Source organism: Streptomyces sp. NBC_01591, assembly GCF_035918155.1.
Lineage (GTDB): Bacteria > Actinomycetota > Actinomycetes > Streptomycetales > Streptomycetaceae > Streptomyces.
In genome coordinates, this window is the sequence record NZ_CP109327.1 from 5,555,702 (window position 1) to 5,577,589 (window position 21,888).

18 protein-coding genes are annotated in these 21,888 nt (G+C 70.2%); 5 read left to right on the forward strand and 13 right to left on the reverse strand.

Annotated elements, in window-relative coordinates:
• Window positions 1-47: 47 nt before the first annotated feature.
• Complete coding sequence (locus OG978_RS26015; protein WP_326767518.1) at window positions 48-752, forward strand: lytic transglycosylase domain-containing protein; 705 nt, start codon at window positions 48-50, stop codon at window positions 750-752.
• A 137-nt stretch (window positions 753-889) separates the two neighbouring features.
• Entirely contained in the window at window positions 890-2,347 is a 1,458-nt protein-coding gene (locus OG978_RS26020; protein WP_326767519.1) for an AI-2E family transporter, read from the forward strand.
• 82 nt (window positions 2,348-2,429) lie between these two features.
• On the opposite strand, the gene OG978_RS26025 is transcribed toward OG978_RS26020, so the two are convergent.
• Window positions 2,430-2,963: an alkyl hydroperoxide reductase gene (locus OG978_RS26025; RefSeq protein ID WP_072483998.1), complete on the reverse strand. Its 534-nt coding sequence runs from the start codon at window positions 2,961-2,963 to the stop codon at window positions 2,430-2,432.
• A 12-nt stretch (window positions 2,964-2,975) separates the two neighbouring features.
• Window positions 2,976-3,530 (reverse strand): peroxiredoxin, encoded by a 555-nt coding sequence (locus tag OG978_RS26030; RefSeq protein ID WP_259934020.1) that lies wholly within the window; start codon window positions 3,528-3,530, stop codon window positions 2,976-2,978.
• 130 nt (window positions 3,531-3,660) lie between these two features.
• Between OG978_RS26030 and OG978_RS26035 the strand changes: the two genes are divergently transcribed.
• Window positions 3,661-4,629 carry a hydrogen peroxide-inducible genes activator gene (locus OG978_RS26035; RefSeq protein ID WP_326767520.1) on the forward strand — a complete coding sequence of 323 codons (969 nt, stop codon included), beginning with the start codon at window positions 3,661-3,663 and terminating at the stop codon, window positions 4,627-4,629.
• Between the two features lie 50 nt (window positions 4,630-4,679).
• Here the strand turns inward: OG978_RS26035 and OG978_RS26040 are convergent, their stop codons facing one another.
• From OG978_RS26040 to OG978_RS26060, 5 genes are all read right to left on the reverse strand, one after another.
• Window positions 4,680-7,079: an FtsX-like permease family protein gene (locus tag OG978_RS26040; protein WP_326767521.1), complete on the reverse strand. Its 2,400-nt coding sequence runs from the start codon at window positions 7,077-7,079 to the stop codon at window positions 4,680-4,682.
• Complete coding sequence (locus OG978_RS26045; RefSeq protein WP_326767522.1) at window positions 7,076-7,762, reverse strand: ABC transporter ATP-binding protein; 687 nt, start codon at window positions 7,760-7,762, stop codon at window positions 7,076-7,078. The genes OG978_RS26040 and OG978_RS26045 overlap by 4 nt, the downstream gene beginning before the upstream one ends.
• Complete coding sequence (locus tag OG978_RS26050; RefSeq protein ID WP_326767523.1) at window positions 7,759-8,283, reverse strand: PadR family transcriptional regulator; 525 nt, start codon at window positions 8,281-8,283, stop codon at window positions 7,759-7,761. Before OG978_RS26050 ends, OG978_RS26045 begins: the two co-directional genes overlap by 4 nt.
• Window positions 8,284-8,377: 94 nt before the next feature.
• Window positions 8,378-8,623, reverse strand: coding sequence for a hypothetical protein (locus OG978_RS26055; protein WP_326767524.1), 246 nt, complete (start codon window positions 8,621-8,623; stop codon window positions 8,378-8,380).
• Window positions 8,620-9,591 (reverse strand): SPFH domain-containing protein, encoded by a 972-nt coding sequence (locus tag OG978_RS26060; protein WP_326767525.1) that lies wholly within the window; start codon window positions 9,589-9,591, stop codon window positions 8,620-8,622. The genes OG978_RS26055 and OG978_RS26060 overlap by 4 nt, the downstream gene beginning before the upstream one ends.
• 222 nt (window positions 9,592-9,813) lie before the next feature.
• Here OG978_RS26060 and OG978_RS26065 point away from each other — a divergent pair, with 222 nt between their 5' ends.
• A complete protein-coding gene (locus OG978_RS26065; RefSeq protein WP_326767526.1) occupies window positions 9,814-12,051 on the forward strand; it encodes a transglycosylase domain-containing protein in 2,238 nt (745 codons plus the stop codon).
• Between the two features lie 87 nt (window positions 12,052-12,138).
• On the opposite strand, the gene OG978_RS26070 is transcribed toward OG978_RS26065, so the two are convergent.
• The 4 genes from OG978_RS26070 to OG978_RS26085 all read right to left on the reverse strand — a co-directional run bounded on the left by OG978_RS26070 (window position 12,139) and on the right by OG978_RS26085 (window position 18,217).
• Window positions 12,139-13,608: a catalase gene (locus tag OG978_RS26070; protein ID WP_326767527.1), complete on the reverse strand. Its 1,470-nt coding sequence runs from the start codon at window positions 13,606-13,608 to the stop codon at window positions 12,139-12,141.
• Window positions 13,609-13,766: 158 nt separating this feature from the next.
• Window positions 13,767-15,683 (reverse strand): SpoIIE family protein phosphatase, encoded by a 1,917-nt coding sequence (locus tag OG978_RS26075; protein ID WP_326767528.1) that lies wholly within the window; start codon window positions 15,681-15,683, stop codon window positions 13,767-13,769.
• A 371-nt stretch (window positions 15,684-16,054) separates the two neighbouring features.
• Window positions 16,055-16,753 (reverse strand): cytidylyl-2-hydroxypropylphosphonate hydrolase, encoded by a 699-nt coding sequence (gene fomD / locus OG978_RS26080; protein ID WP_326767529.1) that lies wholly within the window; start codon window positions 16,751-16,753, stop codon window positions 16,055-16,057.
• Window positions 16,754-16,792: 39 nt separating this feature from the next.
• Window positions 16,793-18,217 carry a class II fumarate hydratase gene (locus OG978_RS26085; protein ID WP_326767530.1) on the reverse strand — a complete coding sequence of 475 codons (1,425 nt, stop codon included), beginning with the start codon at window positions 18,215-18,217 and terminating at the stop codon, window positions 16,793-16,795.
• A 106-nt stretch (window positions 18,218-18,323) separates the two neighbouring features.
• Here OG978_RS26085 and OG978_RS26090 point away from each other — a divergent pair, with 106 nt between their 5' ends.
• Window positions 18,324-19,853, forward strand: coding sequence for a ricin-type beta-trefoil lectin domain protein (locus OG978_RS26090; protein WP_326767531.1), 1,530 nt, complete (start codon window positions 18,324-18,326; stop codon window positions 19,851-19,853).
• 77 nt (window positions 19,854-19,930) lie between these two features.
• On the opposite strand, the gene OG978_RS26095 is transcribed toward OG978_RS26090, so the two are convergent.
• Together OG978_RS26095 and OG978_RS48370 are read right to left on the reverse strand one after the other, a co-directional pair.
• Window positions 19,931-21,232, reverse strand: coding sequence for a M18 family aminopeptidase (locus tag OG978_RS26095; RefSeq protein ID WP_326767532.1), 1,302 nt, complete (start codon window positions 21,230-21,232; stop codon window positions 19,931-19,933).
• A gap of 314 nt (window positions 21,233-21,546) precedes the next feature.
• Window positions 21,547-21,870, reverse strand: a complete 324-nt coding sequence (locus OG978_RS48370) for a hypothetical protein (RefSeq protein WP_442817749.1) — start codon at window positions 21,868-21,870, stop codon at window positions 21,547-21,549.
• Between the last annotated feature and the right edge of the window lie 18 nt (window positions 21,871-21,888).

Consider the following 21,888-nt stretch of genomic DNA (forward strand, 5'->3'; position numbering starts at 1 on the left):
TTGCGTCCGCGAGGTCACCTAAGCGGGCGATGCTGGAAGGACACCGTGTGAGCCGGATCTCGGTCCGGGGGTTCGCCGTGGCATCTGCCACAGCCGTAACCACCGTTGGCGCCGTCGTAGGCGTTGCCTCGGGCAGCACTCCCGCTGCCGATGACAACAACTTCGAGGCGACCGCAGCCGACACCACGCTGCTCGCAGACATCCCCGCGGGCCAGCAGGCCCAGGTGCAGACCGCCTCGCTGACGCAGCAGGCCGACGCCCAGGCATCCGCGGCCGACTCGGCCGCGAAGAAGTCCGTGGAGGAAGCGGCCCGCATCCAGGCCGCCAAGGACGCCAAGTCGAAGAAGGCGGCGGCCGAGGACAGGCTGGAGAAGGAGCGCCAGGAGAAGAAGGAGCGCGCCGAGCGCGCCAGCCGCTCCTCGGTCCGCAGCGCTTCCGCGTTCGCCACGCAGAGCTCGTACACCGTGGCCGAGGTTCAGGCGATGGCCCGTCAGATGGTTCCTGGCGACCAGTTCCAGTGCTTCAGCAACATCGTGAGCCACGAGTCGACCTGGAACTACCGGGCGAGCAACCCGTCTTCCGGTGCCTACGGCCTCGTGCAGGCGCTGCCCGGCTCGAAGATGTCGTCCGCCGGTGCCGACTGGCAGACCAACCCGGCCACCCAGATCAAGTGGGGCCTCAGCTACATGGACGGCCGCTACGGCAGCCCGTGCGGTGCCTGGTCCTTCTGGCAGGCCAACCGCTGGTACTAGAGCCTCCTGAGGTTCCGGTCCCAACCGCGCGAAGCCCCTCGCCGTCCTACGGTGAGGGGCTTCGCGCGTGTACGGTCAGGTCCGGACGGCTCGGTGGGGGAGCGGTGGGGAGAGAAGACGGGGGAAGAGGAACCATCATGTCGAAACTTCCGGGGTGGCTCGGCCGGCTGGGCGCCGAACTGACCGAGCTGGGCGATCGGCTGGAGCAGCGCCGGGACGAGGCCGCGGGGGACGAGGCCGCGGGGGACGAGGCTGCGCGGACCGCGTTGCCGGTGACCGCCTCCGCGGTGCCCGCCGCAGACATGCCGGCCGGAGCCGTGCCGGGCGAGGAGGCCCGGCGCGGTGCCGTGGCCGACCATGTGCCACCGCCGCCTTCGTACGCCCCTTCGGTCGCCGCCCGGCCCGATCCGGTCGCGGCGATCCCCTGGGGGATGCGCGTCGCGGCCGAGGCGGGCTGGCGGCTGCTCGTCCTGGCGGGCACCCTCTGGGTGCTGATGAAGGTCATCAGCGCCGTGCAGCTGGTGGTTCTGGCATTCGTCGCCGCGCTGCTCGTCACCGCGATGCTGCAGCCGACCGTGGCCCGGCTGCGCCGTCACGGGCTGCCGCGCGGCCTGGCCACCGCTGTCACGGCGATCCTGGGCTTCGTCATCATGGGCCTGGTCGGCTGGTTCGTGGTCTGGCAGGTCATGGACAACATCGACACCCTCTCCGACCGGGTGCGGGACGGTATCGACGAGCTGAAGCGCTGGCTGCTCGACAGCCCCTTCCACGTCACCGAGCAGCAGATCAACGACATCGCGAAGAACCTCAGCGACACCATCGGCACCAACACCGAGCAGATCACCTCCGCAGGACTGGAGGGTGTCACCGTGATGGTGGAGGTCCTCACCGGGATACTGCTGGCGATGTTCTCGACGCTCTTCCTGCTGTACGACGGAAGGCGCATCTGGCACTGGGTGCTGAAGCTGGTACCCGCCCAGGCCCGGCCCGGTGTCGCGGGCGCCGGGCCGCGCGCCTGGCGGACCCTGACCGCCTATGTACGGGGCACCGTCATAGTGGCGCTGATCGACGCGTTCTTCATCGGGCTCGGGATCTTCTTCCTCGATGTGCCGATGGCGGTGCCGCTGGCCGTCTTCATCTTCCTCTTCGCCTTCATCCCGCTGGTCGGTGCCGTGATCTCCGGGGCACTGGCGGTGGTCGTCGCACTGGTCACCGAGGGCGTGTTCACCGCCCTGATGGTGCTGGCGGTGGTGCTCGCCGTGCAGCAGATCGAGGGCCATGTGCTGCAGCCCTTCATCCTGGGACGCGCGGTGCGGGTGCATCCGCTCGCCGTCGTCCTCTCGGTCGCCGCGGGCGGCATGATCGCGGGCATCGGCGGCGCGGTCGTCGCGGTGCCGCTGGTCGCGGTCACCAACACGGTGGTCGGTTATCTGCGGACGTACGGGCAGGAGCAGGCCCTGCGATACGCGCCGTCCCCGCGCGGGGCGACCGCGGTCGATGTCGCTCCGACGCCCGCGCCGGGATCGCCGCCCGAGGACATCGGCCACGGCGACGACGGCATCGACGGCGGTACGAAGAACGGGCGCGGCAAGTAGGACCCACGGGCACAAGGGAGAAGGGCCCCGGGGACGGTCGGTCGTCCCTGGGGCCCTTCTCGTACAAGGGGTACTGCTGGTCCTACTCGGCGAGCACGGCCTCGGCATCGAGGGTCACGCCGACCGCCTGGATCACCGAGGCGATCTTGACGGCTTCCTGAATGGTCTCACGGTCCACGCCGGCCTTGCGCAGCACCTGCTCGTGGGAGTCCAGGCACTGGCCGCAGCCGTTGATCGCGGAGACGGCGAGCGACCACAGCTCGAAGTCGATCTTCTCCACGCCGGGCTTGCCGATGACGTTCATCCGCAGACCCGCACGGAGCGTCCCGTACTCGGGGTCCGACAGCAGGTGCCGGGTCCGGTAGAAGACGTTGTTCATCGCCATGATGGCGGCGGCCGACTTCGCGGCGGTGTACGCCTCCGCGGAGAGGTTGGCCTTCGCCTCCGGCTCCAGCTCGCGCAGCACCTTCGGCGAGCGTGAGGCGATCGCGCAGGCGAGAACGGTGCCCCAGAGCTGCTGCTGCGGGAGTTCGCTGTTCCCGATGACCGAACCGAGGTTCAGCTTCAGGTCCTTGGCGAAGTCCGGAACGGCGGCCTTCAGTTCGTCGAGTGCCATGTCGCTGTCAGCTCACTCGCCCGAGAGGAGGGCGACCGGGTCGAGGGTGTTCTCGCCCTTGGTCCAGTTGCACGGGCACAGCTCGTCGGTCTGCAGGGCGTCCAGGACCCGCAGGACCTCCTTGGGGTTACGGCCCACGGAACCGGCGGTCACCATCGTGAACTGGATCTCGTTGTTCTGGTCGACGATGAAGACGGCGCGCTGGGCGAAGCCGTCCTCGCCCTCGATGCCGAGGTCACGCATGAGCTCGTGCTTCGAGTCGGCCATCATCGGGAAGGGCAGGTCGGTCAGGTCCGGGTGGTCCTTGCGCCAGGCGTGGTGCACGAACTCGGAGTCACCGGAGAAGCCGAGGATCTGGGCGTCACGGTCGGCGAACTCTTCGTTCAGCTTGCCGAAGGCGGCGATCTCGGTGGGGCACACGAAGGTGAAGTCCTTCGGCCACGCGAAGACGATCTTCCACTTGCCCTCGTAGGTCTTGTGGTTGATCTGCTCGAACTCCTTGCCGCTCTCCAGCGAGACACAAGCAGTCAGGTCGAACTCGGGGAACTTGTCACCGACAGTGAGCACGCGCTCTCCTTGTAGCGTAGGAATTCCCTTTTGGGGGATTCCTGAGGGTTGGACGGAGTCCACCTTGGCACAGAGTGCATTGATCACGGAAATAGCTACACTCGACCGTGATGATCGGAGGTGCCTATCAGTGGCCCAGAGCAATCAGGGCAGTAGGCCCAAACAGCCCAGCCTGTCGCAGCTGCGCGCCTTCGTGGCCGTCGCCGAATATCTGCACTTCAGGGACGCGGCGGCAGCAATCGGGATGAGTCAGCCGGCGCTCTCCGGGGCGGTGTCGGCGCTGGAGGAGGCACTGGGTGTCCAGCTCATCGAGCGTACGACGCGCAAGGTGCTGCTGTCGCCGGCCGGGGAGCGGCTCGCGGTGCGGGCCCGGGCGGTGCTGGAGGCCGTCGGTGAGCTGATGGAGGAGGCCGAGGCGGTCCGGGCGCCGTTCACCGGGGTGCTCAGGCTGGGGGTGATCCCGACCGTCGCCCCGTATCTGCTGCCGACCGTGCTGCGGCTGGTCCACGAGCGCTACCCGGAGCTCGACCTCCAGGTGCACGAGGAGCAGACCTCCTCGCTGCTGGAGGGGCTGGCCGCGGGAAGGCTGGATCTGCTGCTGCTCGCGGTGCCGCTCGGGGTGCCGGGGGTGAGTGAACTCCCTCTCTTCGACGAGGACTTCGTGCTGGTGATGGAGAAGGACCACTGGCTGGGCGGGCGCGCCGACATTCCGCGCGAGGCGCTGCGCGAGCTGCCGCTGCTGCTGCTCGACGAGGGGCACTGCCTGCGCGACCAGGCCCTGGACATCTGCCGGGAGGCGGGACGCACGGAGGGCGCGCCGGTCACCACGACCGCGGCCGGGCTCTCCACGCTGGTCCAGCTGGTCGCCGGCGGGCTCGGTGTGACGCTGCTGCCGCGTACCGCGGTGAGGGTCGAGACCGGCCGCAACGAGGCGCTGGCCACCGGGTACTTCGCGGAACCGGCACCGTCGAGGCGGGTTGCGCTGGGGATGCGGACCGGGGCGGCGCGGCACGAGGAGTTCGAGGAGTTCGCGGCGGCGCTGCGGGAGGCGATGACGGCGCTGCCGGTACGGGTGACGGACGGCCGGCAGAACGACTGAAGGGGTGCGGTACCGCGGGACCGCACCCCTTCAGGGCCTCTCCGTCCCCGTCACTCCGTGCGCAAGCCGTCCGGGCGCATCATGCGCCACAGCGGCGGCAGCGACACCAGCGTGACCAGCAGGATCAGCGCCGCGCCCGCGCCGGTCATCGGCAGGAACAGCCACCACTCGGTGACCTTCTTGTCGAGCATGGCGACCAGCGCCGCGCCCAGACCGAGTCCGCCCGCCACGGCCACCATCAGCCCGATGACCACCGGCACGGCGGTCTGCCAGAGCACCGACCAGGCGAGGGTGGACCGCCGGGTGCCGAAGGCGACCAGCACCGAGAGCAGGCGCTTGCGTTCGCGCAGCTGCTCCAGCTGCGAGACCAGCATCGCGGCGGCGATCAGCAGCAGCGTCGCGGTCGCACCGGCCTGGAGGCCGCGCTGCACGCTGGCGTACTTCTCGTCACGGGCCACCGACTTGAGGGACGCCACCCGCATCCCGGGGTCGATCCTGGCCGCGGTGTTCCGTACGTACTCCGCGACGTCCTCGACGCTCTCGTCGACCCGGATCTGCGTTTGGGTCGTCGCGCCCGGCAGTGTGCTCGGGTCGACCGCGCCGGTGGTGGCCATGATTCCCCAGGAGTCCTCGCCCAGCGGATCGTGGCGGGCGACGACCGTCCGGGAGTCGGCGGGCAGCGTCCACCGCATCGGTTTCCGGCCGGCGCCCGGGTCGATCTCGACCTCCTTGCCCTTGCGGGCCGTCTGGTCCACCCAGTCGGACATCTCCTTGTCGTTCCTGGGGTGGACCACAAAGGTGTCGCCATCCGCGCAGGAGCCGATCCGGGCCAGTTCGCGCAGGGTTCCGCAGTCGCCGACGATGAGACTTGTGGTCGGCTGGACCTCGTCCTCGGTGTACTTGCCGGGCCGGGTGACGTACACCTCGACCTTGCCGATGACGGCCGTCACTCCCTTGGTGGCCTTGAACTCCTGGATGGTCCGGGCCGCCGCCTCCGGGTCGACCTTCTCGGAGAACGTGTAGAACTGGGCCCGCGACGGGTCCTGCCCGGTCAACTTGTTGAACTCGTCGCCCACCGCGGCGAACAGCATCTGCAGCGCCACCGCGCCCGCGACCGCGACGGTGATTCCGCTGACCGCGCGGGAGGCCGCGCTGCTGCTCAGCTGGAGCCTGCGGGTGGCCAGCTGCCAGGGCACCGGACCGCCGTGCAGCCGGTTCACGCACGCCTCGACCAGCCAGGGCAGCAGCAGCGCGAGCCCGACCAGGACCAGCACGGCACCGCCCGCGATCGGGTACGGGTTGACCGGGGCGTACGGCTCGACCTTGTCGCTCAGCAGGAGCACCACCAGGCCCGCGACCGGCATCAGCAGCCGCCACCAGAACCGGCGCCTGCGGTTGCGGCCGCCCCGTACGACGCCGAGCGGTTCGATCACCACCGAGCGCAGGGCGGCCAGCGTGACCAGCACCGCCGCCGCCGGAACGGAGACGGCGACCAGTGCCGTCAGCCCGGCGGAGGGCACCAGGTCGGACGGGAAGACGCTTACGTTCCAGATCTCGATGTGACCGACGAAGCCACGTCCCACCAGGAAGAGAGCCCCACCGATCAGCAGGCCGAGGACCGCCCCGAACAGGGCCTCGCCGGCCGCGATCCGGCGGGTCATCCGGATGTCCGTGCCGACCAGGCGCAGCGCGGCGAGCCGGCGGTCGCGGCGGTCGCCGCCGAACCGCACCGCTGTCGCGATGAAGATCGCGACCGGCACCAGCAGCACCACGCAGATCATGATGATCAGCACGATGAGGATGGGCGGCATCTCCTTGCCGCCGTCCGGGTTGCCGTAGGCGGCGATCCGGTGACCGCCGTCGGCGGACGTCAGGGTGCCGCTGCCGGCGTAGAAGAGCAGGTCCCCGGGCGAGACCAGGCCGGAGTCGGCGATCGTGCCGGTGATCCGGTACGGCACCCGCTCCTTGAGGAGGCGGCCGTCCGGGGAGTCCAGCAGCTTCTTCAGCGCGGGGGAGACCGCCATCTCGTCCGCGCCGGGGAAGCGCGCGACGCCCGGCGGGACGACCGGGTGCGTGCCGTCCGCGCGCATCAGATAGCCGCTGACGGTGCGGCCCTGGTACTCGGTCTCCCTGCTGATCCGGAGTACCGAGGTGTCGGACTTCTCGGCCTGTGCGTCGGGTCCGCCGGGGATGCGGCTCTCGACGCGGGCCTGGTCGCGCGCGGAACGCTCCTCGATCAGATGCGGTACGGAGGCGGCGGTCAGCAGCAGTGCCACACCGAGGCCGACGCCGACGGCGGTCAGTGCGGTGCGGATCCAGCCCTCGCGTCCGCCGCCGGCGGCGAGCCGGATGCCGAGGCCGAGGTCGCGGAGCCAGGCGGCGATGCCGGTGGGCGGGGTGGGCCCCGGCGGGGCGGCGGCCGACGCGTTCTTGCGGTCGAGCAGGGTCATACGGTGTGCTCCAGGTCGCGGGTCCGGCCGTCGCGCACGGTGACGTCACGGTCGGAGTACGCGGCGACCCGGGCCTCGTGGGTCACCAGGACCACGGCGACATTGGCGGACCGGGCCGCCTCGGTGAGCAGCCCCATGACCCGTTCGCCGTTGAGGGAGTCCAGGGCGCCGGTCGGCTCGTCGGCGAAGATCACCTTGGGCGAGGCGGCCAGCGCGCGGGCCACGGCGACGCGCTGCCCCTGCCCGCCGGAGACCTCGCCGGGACGCTTGGCGCCGACGTCCTCGACCTCCAGGCGCTCCAGCCAGTGGCGGGCGGTGCGCTCGGCATCCTTGCGCTTGGCGCCGTTGAGCCGGATCGGCAGGGCGACGTTCTCCACGCAGGTCAGCTCGGGGACGAGCTGGCCGAACTGGAAGACGAAGCCGAACTCGGTACGGCGCAAGGCGCTGCGTTCGGCGTCCGACATCGCGGAGAGCTCGCGGCCCGCGTAGGTGATCGTGCCCCGGTCGGGAGTGACGATGCCGGCGAGGCAGTGCAGCAGGGTCGACTTGCCGGAGCCGGAGGGGCCCATCACGGCGACGACCTCGCCGGGGTGGATGGAGAACGACGCGCCGTCGAGCGCGGGCGTCCGGCCGTACGCCTTGTGCAGGCCGTCGGCGCTGAGCAGGGAGCCGGCGGGGATCATGCGCTCATCTCCGCGGCGAGCCGGTCGAGCCGGGCGGCGGTCAGTTCCAGCCAGCGCAGATCGGCTTCGAGGTGGAAGAGGGCGTGGTCGCAGATCAGCTGATCGGCGAGGTCGCCCTTGCGCTTGCGGTCGGTGAGGATGCGCATGAGGCGCAGGTGCTCGGTGCGCTGGGTGTCCAGCAGGGCCTCGGCGCTGCGGCCGGTGAGCAGGGCCAGGACGACCTTGGTGTAGAGCGTCGACTGGAGGTACGGCTCGGGCTTCTCCGGCTGCGCGAGCCAGGCACTGACATCGGTGATCCCGGCCTCGGTGATGGCGTACCGCTTGCGTTCCGGGCCGCCGCCGCTCTCGACGCCGTCGACCTCGACGAGGCCGTTCTTGAGCAGCCGGGACATGGTCGAGTAGACCTGGCCGTAGTGCAGGGGGCGGTCATGGCCGAACTTCTCGTCGAACGCACGCTTGAGGTCGTAGCCGTGTCGGGGGCCGGACTCCAGGAGCCCGAGCAGGGTGTGGCCGATAGACATGCCGAGCACTGTACATGGCGTGTATACCTCCGGTGTATACCGGGGGCTCCGGGGGTCCCGCCTCCGGAATCCCCGGCCTCCGGAACCCCGGTGGTCAGGCGCCGGGCGGGCCCGACGCGTCCTTCGGGGGTCGCCCCCGGCGGGGGATCGGACGCGCCGTGCCCGGCAGGCGGCCCGCCTCCGCCAGTGCCCTGCGCAGCAGGAACTCGATCTGCGCGTTCGCGCTGCGCAGCTCGTCGGAGGCCCAGCGGGCCAGCGCGTCGTGCACCGCGGGATCCAGCCGCAGCAGCATCTGCTTGCGCTGCGGCGGGGTCCTGCGTGCCGGGGTCTGTTCGGTCACTGGTAAAGAGTGCCCGTGTTCAGGACCGGCTGCGCCGCGCGGTCACCGCACAGCACCACCATCAGATTGCTGACCATGGCCGCCTTGCGCTCCGCGTCGAGCTCGACGATGTCCTGCTCGGCGATCCGGGTGAGCGCCATCTCGACCATGCCGACCGCGCCCTCGACGATCTGCTGCCGGGCCGCGACCACCGCGCCGGCCTGCTGGCGCTGGAGCATCGCGGAGGCGATCTCGGGGGCGTACGCGAGATGACTGAAGCGCGACTCGATGATCCGTACGCCGGCGGCCTGGACCCGGGCGGTGAGCTCCACGGCCAGCTTCTCGGTGATCTCCTCCGCGTTGCCGCGCAGCGAGAGGCCGCCCTCCTCGTGGGCGTCGTACGGGTACTCGATCGCGATGTGCCGGACGGCCGCCTCGGTCTGGGTGGCGACGAACTCCAGGAAATCGTCGACCTCGAAGAGCGCCTGCGCGGTGTCCTCGACCTTCCAGACGACGATCGCGGCGAGCTCGATCGGGTTGCCGTAGGCGTCGTTGACCTTGAGAACCGCGGTCTCGTGGTTGCGGACCCGGGTGGAGATCTTCCGGCTGCTGGTGAGCGGGTTGATCCAGCGCAGCCCGTCGGTGCGGATCGTGCCGACGTACCGGCCGAAGAGCTGGATCACCCGGGCCTCGCCCGGTGCGACCATCTTCACACCCGTCATGCAGAAGAACGAGGCGATGACGAGCAGGATGCCGAAGATGCAGACCGGGACGCCCAGGCCGTTGTTCCCGTTCGAGCCGACGACGCCGCCGATGATCGCGAGACCGATGCCGGCGATCACGCCGAGCACGGTCAGCAGCAGGCCGAGACCGCCGGGAATGCTGTGCGCCGTCACCTCCCTCACCTGCGGTTCGGGCATCTGCGGGGCGTCGGGCGTGAGATCGGCGGCAAGGGTGGTCACATCGTGCGGATTGCCGTGGTCGGGCATGGAATCCCCCGTTTCGAAAGACTGACTCGGTGCTAGCAATGTGATTACACATTACCTGCGCCGGCAACCTTGGGCACCCTTCATGAGTCGGTTCCCTTAAGAACGGGTGCTGATTGTCACGTCCGCAAAAGACCGCATCGCTTGCTTTCTGTCCTCGCCGACAGTGTTAGCTGGCTGGGCTGAGCTGATCTGGTCGAGCAGAGAAACGGGAGCAACACAGCGATGGGTCGAGCGGATGCGCGACGAGCCCAGCGGCGCGGAGCGCGGCGGGCCGCGAAGAGCGGCGGCATACGCAGACTCTTCACCTGGCGAAAGATGCTGGGCACTTTCTTCGGATTCTGCCTGCTGAGCATGGGCGCCTTCGTGGCGCTCTACATGTACGTGGACATCCCGAAGGCCAATGCCCTGGCCGAGCGGCAGAGCAACGTCTACCAGTACAGCGACGGGACGCCGCTGACCCGGACCGGTGACGGGGTCAACCGCCAGATCGTGGACCTGGCCGAGGTGCCCCTGAAGGTGCAGCACACCTTCGTCGCCGCCGAGAACAAGACGTTCTACGACGACGAGGGCATCGACCTGAAGGGCACCACCCGAGGCGTCCTCAACACGCTCAGCGGCAAGGGCAAGCAGGGCGGCTCGACCATCACCCAGCAGTACGTGAAGAACTACTACCTGACGCAGGATCCGACGATCTCCCGGAAGCTCAAGGAGCTGGTGATCTCCCTCAAGGTCGACAGCAAGAAGAGTAAGGAGTTCATCCTCGCCGGGTACATCAACACCGCGTACTACGGGCGGGGCGCGAGCGGCATCCAGGCCGCGGCACAGGCCTACTACGGGGTCGACGCCAAGGACCTCGACGTCTCCCAGGGCGCCTACCTGGCCTCCGTGCTCCAGGCCCCCAGCCAGTACGACTGGGCGACCGCGTCGGACACCGGCAAGAAGCTGGTCAAGGACCGCTGGGCCTACACCCTCGACAACATGGTCGAGATGGACTGGCTCGACCAGGCCGAGCGCGACAAGCTCAAGTTCCAGGTCCCGGACAAGCCCAAGCCCGCCAAGGGCATGGAGGGCCAGACCGGTTACCTCGTCGAGGCGGCCAACAACGAGCTGGAGAAGCAGGGCATCACCGCGGAGATGCGGCAGGCCGGCGGCTGGACCTTCACGCTCAACATCGACAAGAAGCGGCAGAAGGAGCTGGAGAAGTCCGTCGACCGCCAGCTGGAGTCCAAGCTGGACCGCGAGGGCAACAAGGTCGACGCGACCGTCCAGGCGGGCGCCACCTCCGTGGACCCGAAGACCGGTGCCGTCGTCGCGATGTACGGCGGGGTGGGCTACACCAAGCACTACGTCTCCAACGCCACGCGTCAGGACTACCAGCCCGCATCGACCTTCAAGCCGCTGGTGCTCGCCTCCGCGCTGGAGAACGAGTCGAAGACCCAGGGCGGCGACCTGATCGGCGTCAACACCCGCTACGACGGCACCAGCAAGCGGCCGGTGGTGGGCAGCGACACCCCGTTCGCCCCGGAGAACGAGGACGACCAGAGCTACGGCGACGTCACCGTGCAGACCGCGATGAACAAGTCGATCAACTCGGCCTTCGCGCAGATGGTCGTCGACGTCGGCCCGCCCGAGGTGAAGAAGACCGCGCTGGCCCTCGGCGTACCGGACAAGAACTTCCCCGAGCGCCCCGCCATCACGCTCGGCACGATGAACGCCTCGACCTGGGACATGGCGGGCGCGTACGCCACGCTCGACAACCACGGCAAGAAGGTCACCCCGTTCATCGTGAAGTCGGCCGAGCACCGTGAGCGGACGGTCGACCCGGTCGAGGGCATCGGCAGCCAGGTGATCAGCCGCAAGTCCGCCGACACCGTGACCTCCGTCCTGACCGGCGTGGTGGACGCCGGCTCCGGCCGGGCGGCCAACACCTCGGCGTACGAGGCGGCGGGCAAGACGGGTACGTCGGAGAACAACAAGTCGGCCTGGTTCGCCGCCTACACCCCGGAGCTCACCACCGTCGTCGCGCTCTTCGGCGAATCGCCCAAGGACGGCGGCGGCCAGGTCAGCCTGACCGGCACGGCCAACTCCGGCCGCGCCAACGGTGGCGGCTTCCCGGCGCAGATCTGGGCGGACTACACCCTCGGCGCGCTGGGCGGCGGCTCCAGCGCCCAGTTCGACCTGGAGGACGTCGAGCGCGGCGAGGTCACCGTGCCGACCACGCCGCCGACGACCCCCTCGCAGTCGGCGAGCACCGAAACGACTCCGTCCCAGTCGCCGGACGTGCCGTCGCAGAGCCCGAGCGGCTCGCCCAGCCAGTCGCCGAGCCAGTCGCCCGATGTGCCGCCGAGCCAGTCGCCGGAGGTGCCGCCGCCGAGCCAGTCCCCGGTCCTGCCGGGCGGCGGACTGAACTCCGGGCGCCCCGGTCAGAACGACAGCGACAACAACCCGGTCAGCCATTGAACGGCTGACGGCGCGGTGAACGCATGAGTCAGGGGCGGTGCCGGCCGGCACCGCCCCTGACTCATGCGTTCACCGCGTGCGGCGGTGTCAGCCGCCGTTGACCTTCTTGGCGATCCGGTCGCCGAGGTCCTTGTCGACGTTGCGCCAGTACTGCAGCGAGCGCTCCAGGACCGGGGCGCTCACACCGTCCAGCAGATGGCCGGAAATGTTCCCTACCAGCCGCTCGCGGGCCGCGTCGTCGAGGACCTTGCGCACCATCGTGCCCGCCTGGCCCCAGTCGTCGTCCTCGCTGTGCAGCTTGTACGCCTCGTGGACCATCTCGCCCGCCGTCGCCCAGCCCGCGGGGTCGCCGTAGCGCGCGGTGTCCGCGGCCGGGCCACCGTAGGAGTTCGGCGCGTAGACCGCTCCCGTACGGCTCGGCTCGTACCGCATCGGGCCGTCCTTCGCGTACGAGTTGCGGCCGAACCGGGGGCGGTTCGGGGGCAGCTGCGCGTAGTTCGGGCCGATCCGGTACCGGTGGGTGTCCGGGTACGAGAAGAGCCGGCCGAGCAGCATCTTGTCCGGCGACGGACCGATGCCGGGCACCAGGTTCGACGGCTCGAAGGACGCCTGCTCGATGTGGACGAAGAAGTCCTCCGGGTTCTCGTTCAGCGTCATCCGGCCGACTTCGATCTCCGGGTAGTCGGCGTGCGGCCACACCTTCGTGAGGTCGAACGGGTTGAACCGGTAGTCCGGAGCGTCGTCGAACGGCATGACCTGGACGTACAGCGTCCAGCTCGGGTGGTCACCGCGCTTGATCGACTCGAACAGGTCGCGGCGGTGGACGTCGCCGTCCACACCGGCCATCCGGTCGGCCTCGTCCTGCGTGTAGAAGTCGATGCCCTGGTCGGTCTTGAAGCGGTACTTCACCCAGAACCGCTCGCCGCCCGCGTTCACCCACATATAGGTGTGCGAGCTGTAGCCGTTCATGTTGCGGTACGTCTTCGGGATGCCCCGGTCGCCCATCAGCCACGTCACCATGTGCGCGGACTCGGGGGACAGGGACCAGAAGTCCCACTGCATGTCGTGGTCGCGCACCGCGCTGTCCGGGCGGCGCTTCTGCGAGCGGATGAAGTCCTGGAACTTCATCGGGTCACGTACGAAGAAGATCGGCGTGTTGTTGCCGACCATGTCGTAGTTGCCCTGCTCCGTGTAGAACTTCAGGGCGAACCCGCGGGGGTCCCGCCAGGTGTCCGGGGAGCCCTGCTCGCCTGCGACCGTGGAGAAGCGGGCGAGCATGGCGGTCTGCTTGCCCGGCTGGAACAGGTCGGCCTTGGTGAACTGGCTGACGTCATTGGTCACCTTGAAGGTGCCGTACGCGCCGGATCCCTTGGCGTGGACCACTCGCTCCGGGACCCGTTCACGGTTGAACTGGGCCATCTTCTCGATGAGGTAGTGGTCCTGGAGCAGGATCGGTCCGTCGGCTCCGACAGTGAGCGAGTGTTCATCGCTCTCCACCGGGATTCCGGCGTTGTTCGTGGTGTAGGGGGTGTTCCTGGTCTTTGATTCCTCGGACACGAGCGTCCTCCCGTCGGTGGGGTTTTCGGTCAGGTCGTCTCGGTCACGACTGAAGTCAAACCCGCCGACAGGAGGTCGGCAACATTTCGCTACCGTGCGTACAGGGCTCTGCCCCGCGCCCGTTCCGTACCCTTCCGCCGAGCCCTTCGCCCGCCCTTCTACTGGCCCCGGGTCGGCATCTCGAACCAGACCACCTTGCCGGTCGAAAGACGCGTCGCCCCCCACCGCCTGGCCAGTCGGTTCACCAGGAACAGGCCGCGACCGCCCTCGTCCATGTCACGCGCCCGGCGCTGCCGGGGCAGCTGCGGGGAGTCGTCGCCGACCTCGCAGCGCAGGATGTCGGTGCGCAGCAGCCGCAGCGTCACCGGCCGCTCCGCATAGCGCACCGCATTGGTCACCACCTCGCTGACCAGCAGCTCCACCGAGTCGGAGAGATCGTCGAGACCCCAGCGGCTGAGCGCGCGGCGGGCCAGCCTGCGGGCCCGGCCCGGAGCGGTCTCCTCCGGTTCCAGGTGCCAGTACGCGACATCGCTCGGCGCGATCCCGTCGAACCGGGCGGCGAGCAGCGCGATGTCGTCGTCCCGGTCGCCCGGGCCGAGCATGTCCAGGACGTCGTCGCAGAGCGCCTCCAGCGGCGGCGAGTGGTCCGGGCCGGTCAGCCGGGCGGTGGCGGCGAGCCGTTCGCGCAGCTGCTCGATCCCGGTCCAGACGTCCCGGAGCCGGGACTCCACCAGACCGTCGGTGTACAGCAGCAGCGTGGCGCCCGCGGGCGCGTCCAGCTCGACGGCCTCGAAGTCCACCCCGCCGACACCGATCGGGGCGCCCGGCGGCACCCGCAGCACCTCTGCGCGGCCGCCCAGATGGAGCAGGACGGGCGGCGGATGCCCGGCGTTGGCGATGGTGATCCGGTGCGCGACGGGGTCGTACACCGCGTAGAGGCAGGTCGCCATGCGGTCGCTGCCCAGCCGCTGCGCCTGCTCGTCGAGGTGGTGCAGCACCTCCTGCGGCGGCAGGTCGAGCTGAGCCAGGGTCTGCGCTGTGGTGCGCAGCTGGCCCATGATCGCCGCGGACGTCATGGAGTGGCCCATGACGTCACCGACGACCAGGGCCACCCTGCTTCCGGGCAGCGGGATCGCGTCGTACCAGTCGCCGCCGACCCGGGCCGTCTCGGCGGCCGGCAGATAGCGGGAGGCGAGCCGGACGCCGGTCGGCTGCGGCAGCGAGTCGGGCAGCATGGTGCGCTGGAGCTCGTCGGCGATGTACGCCTCGCGTCCGTACAGCACGGCCTTGTCGATGCCGAGCGCGGTGTGCGTCGCCAGTTGGGCCGCGACCAGCAGGTCGTTGGACTCGAAGGGCGGCCGTTCCGTCCCGCGCAGGAAGACGGCGGCGCCGATCACCCGCCGCCGTCCGCGCAGCGGGGCGAGGATCGCGCGGTGTCCGGTGGGTACGGTCCGGCCGGCGCCGAGCAGCTCGGGCAGCGCGGCGCGGGCCGCCGCGGAGTCCCCGAAGACCGGCCGCACGCCGCGCAGCACCTCGGCCAGCGCGCCGCCCGAACGGACCTCGCACAGCTCGGCCGCGGGCGTCAGATCGCCGTGCGGATCGATGACGGGCAGCCGCAGGCGTTCGGTGTCCGACGAGCCCTCCGTCTCCTCCTCGCTCAGCCGCAGCCGGTCGGACCGGCGCAGCCGCAGCACGAAGGGGGAGACCGGCCGCTCGTCGCCGACCGGGAGCGGGTCGCGGAGGTAGACCAGTATGGCGTCGGAGAACGTCGGCACGCTGGCCCGGCACAGGCCCAGCACGATCTCGTCCAGGTCTATGCCGCGGGCGATCCGCCGGGTCGCGGCCCCGACGAAACGCAGCCGGTCGCCCTCGCGACGGACCGCGGCCTGTGGGTCGAGTCCTGCGGGGCCGGGGCTCGCCGCAGGGCCGGCCCCCGGCGCCGCGGCCGGGTTGGGGATCGCGGCGGTGGCAGGGGAGGCGGCCGGCGCGGCGTCCTGCTGCCGCGGCCGGGTGCGTTCCTGCGACCGGGCGGCGAGAGGCTGCCGGCCTTCGTGGGAGGTGGGGTGCTCCGTCACGCGTGGGGTTCCGTCCGTCCGGGCCGGTTGTATGAGGCAATCACCTCGTGGGGCGTTACTGTGCCCCGGCAAGAGCGGCGATAACAACGGCTGTCACCGGATGCCCCGGAACGAGGGGCTGAAACCGGATGCTTGCGGGGTGGTTCGGTGACAACGTTTCCGGCGACGGAGCGGGCAACAGCGAGCACGTCTCCACCCCCTCGTAGTGGTTCATACGATTCATACGACTGATGTGGCTCATACAGCTCATGCAGTGCGCGGTGCTCGTGCGGTGACTTGTGGTCAGGTGCGCTGCCGCACCTCCCGGTTGGGGTGGAGCGGCCCTCCGGAGGACGATCCTACGTTTGTCCCCCTGGGGTGCATCAAGGGTCTCACGACGGCGTATACGAGGGGGTGCGGTCCCAGTCATCCGGAAGCGCGGGAACGCGCCATTGTGGATCGGGCCGCCAGTTCTCCCAGCCGTCCCGGAACGGAGCCCCCCAGTCCTGGATCAGTTCGACGGCCGCACGGCCCGCCTCCCGGACCCGCCGCGCGGTCCGCGGGGCCATCAGACCGGCCTGCTGCGCCATGGCGAATTCGTCCTTGTCGCGCCAGACCCAACTGCGGTCCGGGTAGACGGAGATGTCGAGAAAGTGATCCTCGGAATCGACACCGTACTGCCAGCGGGTGTGCGGTTCCTCCAGATTCACGTACCAGCTGCGGAACTGCCAGACCGGCTCCCAGAACAGCCAGACCGACCAGGGGTCACCGGGCCGGGCGAGCTTCAGCACACCGTTTCCCAGCCAGGGGGAGCGGGCGGTGGTGCGCGGGGCGGTGTAGCGGGTGGCGAGCGGCTCGGCGTGCACGTCCTTGCCGTTCGCCAGCACCGGCTTCACGCACTCGGTGCCGGGCGCCACCCACACCGCGAGCAGGTCGTCGGTGTCCTGGACGACGGTGACGGGGCGGCAGATGTGGAACGGGTCCGGGGCGCGCTCCGGCGCCCCGGACCCGGCCGGCGCGCCGTTGCGGCGGTAGCGCCACAGGATCTGATCACCCGGCGCCCAGTGCTCGATGTCTCCGGTACCTGCCATGGACGGATCCTAGAGCGTCCGGCAATCCGGGGGGCGGCGTCACGGGTGGGTCATGCGCAACACGTCGAGTGTCTCGTCGAGCTGTTCCACGGTGAGGTCGCCGCGCTCGACATACCCCGAGTCCAGCACCACCTCACGAATGGTCCGGCGTTCCGCGAGGGACCTCTTGGCGACCTTCGCCGCCTCCTCGTAGCCGATGTACTTGTTCAGCGGGGTGACGACGGACGGCGAGGACTCGGCGTACTCCCTGGCCCGCTCGACGTTCGCCGTGATCCCGTCGACCGTACGGTCCGCGAGCAGCCGGGAGACGTTGGCCAGCAGCCGTACCGATTCCAGCAGGTTCTTCGCGATGACCGGAAGCATCACGTTCAGCTCGAAGTTGCCCGCCGCGCCCGCCGTGGCGACCGTCGCGTCGTTCCCCGTCACCTGGGCGGCGACCATCAGCACGGCCTCGGGAATGACCGGGTTCACCTTCCCCGGCATGATCGACGAGCCCGGCTGGAGGTCGGGGAGGTTGATCTCGGCCAGTCCGGTGCGCGGTCCGGACGCCATCCAGCGCAGATCGTTGGAGATCTTGGTGAGCGAGACGGCGATGGTACGGAGCTGGCCCGAGGTCTCCACGAGCCCGTCCCGCGCGCCCTGCGCCTCGAAGTGGTCCCTGGCCTCCGCCAGCGGCAGCCCGGTGGCGCGGGCGACCTCGGCGATGACGGCGGCGGAGAAGCCGGGCGGCGTGTTGATGCCGGTGCCGACGGCCGTGCCGCCCAGGGGCAGCTCGGCGAGGCGGGGGAGGGAGGCGCGCAGCCGCTCGATGCCGTACCTGACCTGTGCCGCGTAGCCGCCGAACTCCTGGCCGAGGGTGACGGGCGTGGCGTCCATCAGATGCGTACGCCCCGACTTCACGACCGTCGCGAACTCGGCGGACTTGCGCTCCAGGGCGGTCGCCAGATGGTCCAGCGCCGGGATCAGCTCGCCGGTGACGGCCGCCGTCGCGGCGATGTGGATGGAGGACGGGAAGACGTCGTTGGACGACTGCGAGGCGTTGACATGGTCGTTCGGATGGACCTCGCGGCCCAGGTGCTCGGTGGCGAGGGTGGCCAGCACCTCATTGGTGTTCATGTTGGACGAGGTGCCCGACCCGGTCTGGAAGACGTCGACCGGGAACTGGTCGTCCCAGCGCCCCTCGGCGACCTCGGCGGCGGCCTCCTGGATGGCCGCGGCGATGTCCGGGTCGAGCACCTTCAGCTCGGCGTTCACCTTGGCGGCGGCTGCCTTGATCCTGGCCAGGGCCTCGATGTGGGCCCGCTCCAGGCGCTGGCCGGAGACCGGGAAGTTCTCCACCGCGCGCTGCGTCTGGGCCCGCCACTTGGCATCCGCGGGCACCCTCACCTCGCCCATCGAATCGTGCTCGATGCGGAAATCCGCGCCGCCCGCGAGGGCCTGCGCGCCTGCCTGTGAGTCGTCCATCTCGTTCAACCTCCTGAAAAAGTTGAGCACTTGTCTCGTTCTGTCTATTCCCAAGTCGCCTACCGACCAGTAAATACCGGGGGTAACCAAAACCCGGGGAGGCGCAATGAGGCGCACCAGGCACAGACTTCGCGGTACGGTCGCGGCCGCCGCGGCCATGGCGGCGGCGATCGGCGGCATGACCGTAGCCGCCGGACCGGCCGGCGCGACGGACCGGTCCGGTTCCAGCACTACCGCATCCACCCCCCTGTCGCCCGAACTGGAGGCCATCCGCGCGGCGGAAGCCACCAAGCTGTACGGCGACCCGGCCGAGCGGCCGCTCGCGGACCGCAAGACGGGGCTGATCTCGCTCGGCGACAGCGAGATCTCGGGCGAGGGCGTCGGCACGTACGAGGCCGGCACCAACGGCCCCGACAACTGGTGCCACCGCTCGCCCGACTCCGCCATCCACCGCACCAGTATCCCGGCGGACGTCACGTACAACGTCTCCTGCTCCGGCGCGTACACCGGCAACATCGTGATCGGCGGCTCGAAGCAGTACTCCGACGAGCTGGTGCAGAGCGACAACCTCGCCATCAAGGCCCGCAACACCCGCATCAAGATGGTCGTGCTCGTCGCGGGTGCCAACGACGACCTCCAGTTCGGCCCGGTCATGACGGACTGCGTCACGCGCTGGGTGCTCTCCCAGGGCGTCTGCCAGCCCAAGTACGAGGGCGGCTGGCAGGCGCGCGTCGACGGACTCGTCCCCAAGGTCGAGAAGACGGTGCGCGACCTGAAGACCGTCATGTCCGGCGCCGGGTACGGCGACAGCGACTACAAGCTCGTGGTCATGGGCTACCCGAGCCCCATCGGCCCGGACTTCTACGACAACCCGAGCTTCCCCGGGAAGCTTCCCGGCGGCTGTGCCGGGTACGACTCCGACGCGTCCTGGGGCCGCAACGTGGCCGTCCCCGCCTTCGAGCGCGGCATGCGCAAGGTCGCCACCGACACCGGGGCCGTCTACCTCGACAACTCCCGGCTCTTCCACGGCCACGAGGTCTGCAGCGAGAACACCTGGGCCCGCGGGCTCTACATCGACCTCGGGCACTTCCCGCCGGACTCCAACTCCCTGCGGCAGTCCTACCACCCGAACGAGAGGGGCCACGGCGCCTTCGCGTCCTGCCTGACCCAGATCTACAACTCGGACCTGCGCCGGGCGAGCTGCGCCGACCCGGCGAGCACCGGAGAGCCGGTCCTGCAGGCCGGGGCGTGGGACGACGCCTTCAAGCCCCTGAAGAACGAGGCGACGGGCACCTGTGTGGACGTCCCCGGCTCGGTGACCCGCAATGACACGAAGATCGGCGGCTGGGACTGCCACGGCGGCCGCAACCAGGGCTGGTGGTACGACTCCGGCACGAAGACCCTCCGTACGGAGCTGAGCCACGACCGGTGCCTGGACGTGCCGGGCGCCGACTACAAGGCGGGCGCCACGGCCGTCGTGTACAACTGCTCGGGCGCGGCCAACCAGCAGTTCGTGAAGCAGTCGGGCACCTTGCGCCCGGCGGCCTCGACCGGACTGTGCCTGACGCTGGCGGCGGCGACGGACCCGCTGAAGCTCCAGAGCTGCGACGGCAGCGCGCAGCAGCGGTTCGTGTAGCGGGAACCACTCCACGAGTGCGTGAAGAAGGGGCGGGGCGGCCGGGGCCGCTCCGCCCCTTCGGGCCGTTCGGCGGATCAGCCGGACGTCACGAACGCACCGAGCGCGGCGGCCAGATGACCGGGGTCCTCGACCCCGCACAGCTCGCGCGCCGAGTGCATGGACAGCCCCGGCACCCCCACGTCGACCGTCGCCACACCCAGCCGGGCCGCGGTGAGCGGGCCGATCGACGTACCGCACGGCATCGCGTTGTTGGAGACGAACGGCTGCCACGGCACGCCCGCCCGCTCGCACGCCGCCGCGAACACCGCCATGCCGGTGCTGTCGGTGGCGTACCGCTGGTTGACGTTGACCTTGAGCGTGGGGCCGCCGTTCGGCAGCGGACGGTGATCAGGGTCGTGCCGCTCCGCGTAGTTGGGGTGCACCGCGTGGGCCATGTCGGCGGAGACGCAGAAGGCACCGGACAGGGCTCGCGACCAGTCCTCCGGACTGCCGCCGCGTGCGGTGACCGAGCGGCTCAGGACCCGTTCCAGCAGCGGCCCCTGCGCACCCGTCTCCGAACCGCTGCCGACCTCCTCGTGGTCGAAGGCGGCCAGCACGGGGATGTACGCGGGCTCGTCGGCCGCGGTCGCCGCACCCGTCAGGGCCGTGACGCCCGCGTGCACCGAGACCAGGTTGTCCAGCCGCGCCGACACCACGAACTCCCGGTCCGCGCCCAGATATCCGGGCGGCTGGATGTCATGGAGCATCAGGTCCCAGCCGAGCACCTCGTCCGGGTCCACCTCGGCGGCCGCCGCGACCCGGCGCAGCAGCGCCCCCTCCTCGCGTGCTCCGAGCGCCCACACCGGGGCGAGGTGGTGCTGCCGGTCGAGCGCGAGCGCCTCGTTGACCGTACGGTCCAGATGGATGGCCAACTGGGGCACCCGCAACAGGGGTTCGTCGATCTGGACGAGCCGGGACCCGACGCCGCCGCCAGGGGCGCGCAGTGCGAGCCGCCCGGAGATGCCGAGATCGCGGTCGAGCCAGGTGTTCAGCGGAACGCCGCCGTAGATCTCCACACCGATCTGCCGCCAGCCCGCCGAGGCGGTGTCGGGAGCGGGCTTGACCCGCAGATTCGGGGAATCGGTGTGTGCGCCGACGATCCGGAAGGGGGTGTGCGCCGGGGCCCCCTCGGGGACGTACCAGGCGATCAGCGCACCACCGCGGGCGACGAAGCTGCCCCCGGTCGTGCCCGTCCAGTCGTCCGTGCCCCGCAGTTCACGGAAGCCGGCCTTCTCCAGGCGCTCGGCGGCACTGGCCACCGCGTGGTACGGGGAAGGGCTGGTGCTGATGAAGGACAGCAGGTCGTCGCTGTGGCTGCGGTGGGGAAGCGGCGTCATTCGGCGTCCGCCTTTCCGATGATTCGACGGTGAGGGTGGAGGAACCGCACCGGGCCGCTGGGGGTGGTGCGGCCCGGCCCGGGGCGTGGTTCGGGAACGTCCGACAACCCACCAAAGCGGCCGGGTACGGCGCAAGTCCGCGGCGCGGCCCGCTGCGCGAAAGCGGCGGTGCCGGACCGGCCGCACCGATGGCCGGCTCCGGGACGGGCGGGGGCCGGTGCCGGGAGCGTGCGGGACGGCGCGGCGGGTACCCGGTCCCTCGCTGATCGCCCCGAGATTGGCCGAATAACGTCGTACGTGAATCCCGCGAGTCCTCACCGCACCGGTCCGCCGCGATCGGCGCCGGAGCGGGGAGCGGGGACACCGGTCCGCCCACGCGTCCCGGACACCCTGATCAGGAACACCACGGCGACCACGATGGCCGCCCCGTGCGACCAGGCGACGACGGTCAGCGGGCCGTAGCTGTCGAGTGCCGCCGCGACCAGGATCATGCCGACGCCGAACCCGAGATTTTCGACGGGGCCCAACTCGGCTATCTGGTCGCGACATCGGGCCTGCTGGAGGCGTGAGAAGGCCCCGCGCGGACGCCCCGGCCGTCGTCTCATCGGCCGGAACGCCCCGCGGGGCCGTGACGTCATGTGTGCCCCGTACGGGGC

Bases quoted from the DNA above. Each gene is read 5' to 3' on its own strand.
- OG978_RS26095 (WP_326767532.1), bottom strand. From the start codon at position 21,232: ATGACGCCGCTTCCCCACCGCAGCCACAGCGACGACCTGCTGTCCTTC.
- OG978_RS26045 (WP_326767522.1), bottom strand. From the start codon at position 7,762: ATGATCCCCGCCGGCTCCCTGCTCAGCGCCGACGGCCTGCACAAGGCG.
- OG978_RS26085 (WP_326767530.1), bottom strand. From the start codon at position 18,217: ATGGACGACTCACAGGCAGGCGCGCAGGCCCTCGCGGGCGGCGCGGAT.
- OG978_RS26025 (WP_072483998.1), bottom strand. From the start codon at position 2,963: ATGGCACTCGACGAACTGAAGGCCGCCGTTCCGGACTTCGCCAAGGAC.
- OG978_RS26050 (WP_326767523.1), bottom strand. From the start codon at position 8,283: ATGTCTATCGGCCACACCCTGCTCGGGCTCCTGGAGTCCGGCCCCCGA.
- OG978_RS26020 (WP_326767519.1), top strand. From the start codon at position 890: ATGTCGAAACTTCCGGGGTGGCTCGGCCGGCTGGGCGCCGAACTGACC.
- OG978_RS26065 (WP_326767526.1), top strand. From the start codon at position 9,814: ATGGGTCGAGCGGATGCGCGACGAGCCCAGCGGCGCGGAGCGCGGCGG.
- OG978_RS26040 (WP_326767521.1), bottom strand. From the start codon at position 7,079: ATGACCCTGCTCGACCGCAAGAACGCGTCGGCCGCCGCCCCGCCGGGG.
- fomD (WP_326767529.1), bottom strand. From the start codon at position 16,753: ATGGCAGGTACCGGAGACATCGAGCACTGGGCGCCGGGTGATCAGATC.
- OG978_RS26060 (WP_326767525.1), bottom strand. From the start codon at position 9,591: ATGCCCGACCACGGCAATCCGCACGATGTGACCACCCTTGCCGCCGAT.
- OG978_RS26090 (WP_326767531.1), top strand. From the start codon at position 18,324: ATGAGGCGCACCAGGCACAGACTTCGCGGTACGGTCGCGGCCGCCGCG.
- OG978_RS48370 (WP_442817749.1), bottom strand. From the start codon at position 21,870: ATGACGTCACGGCCCCGCGGGGCGTTCCGGCCGATGAGACGACGGCCG.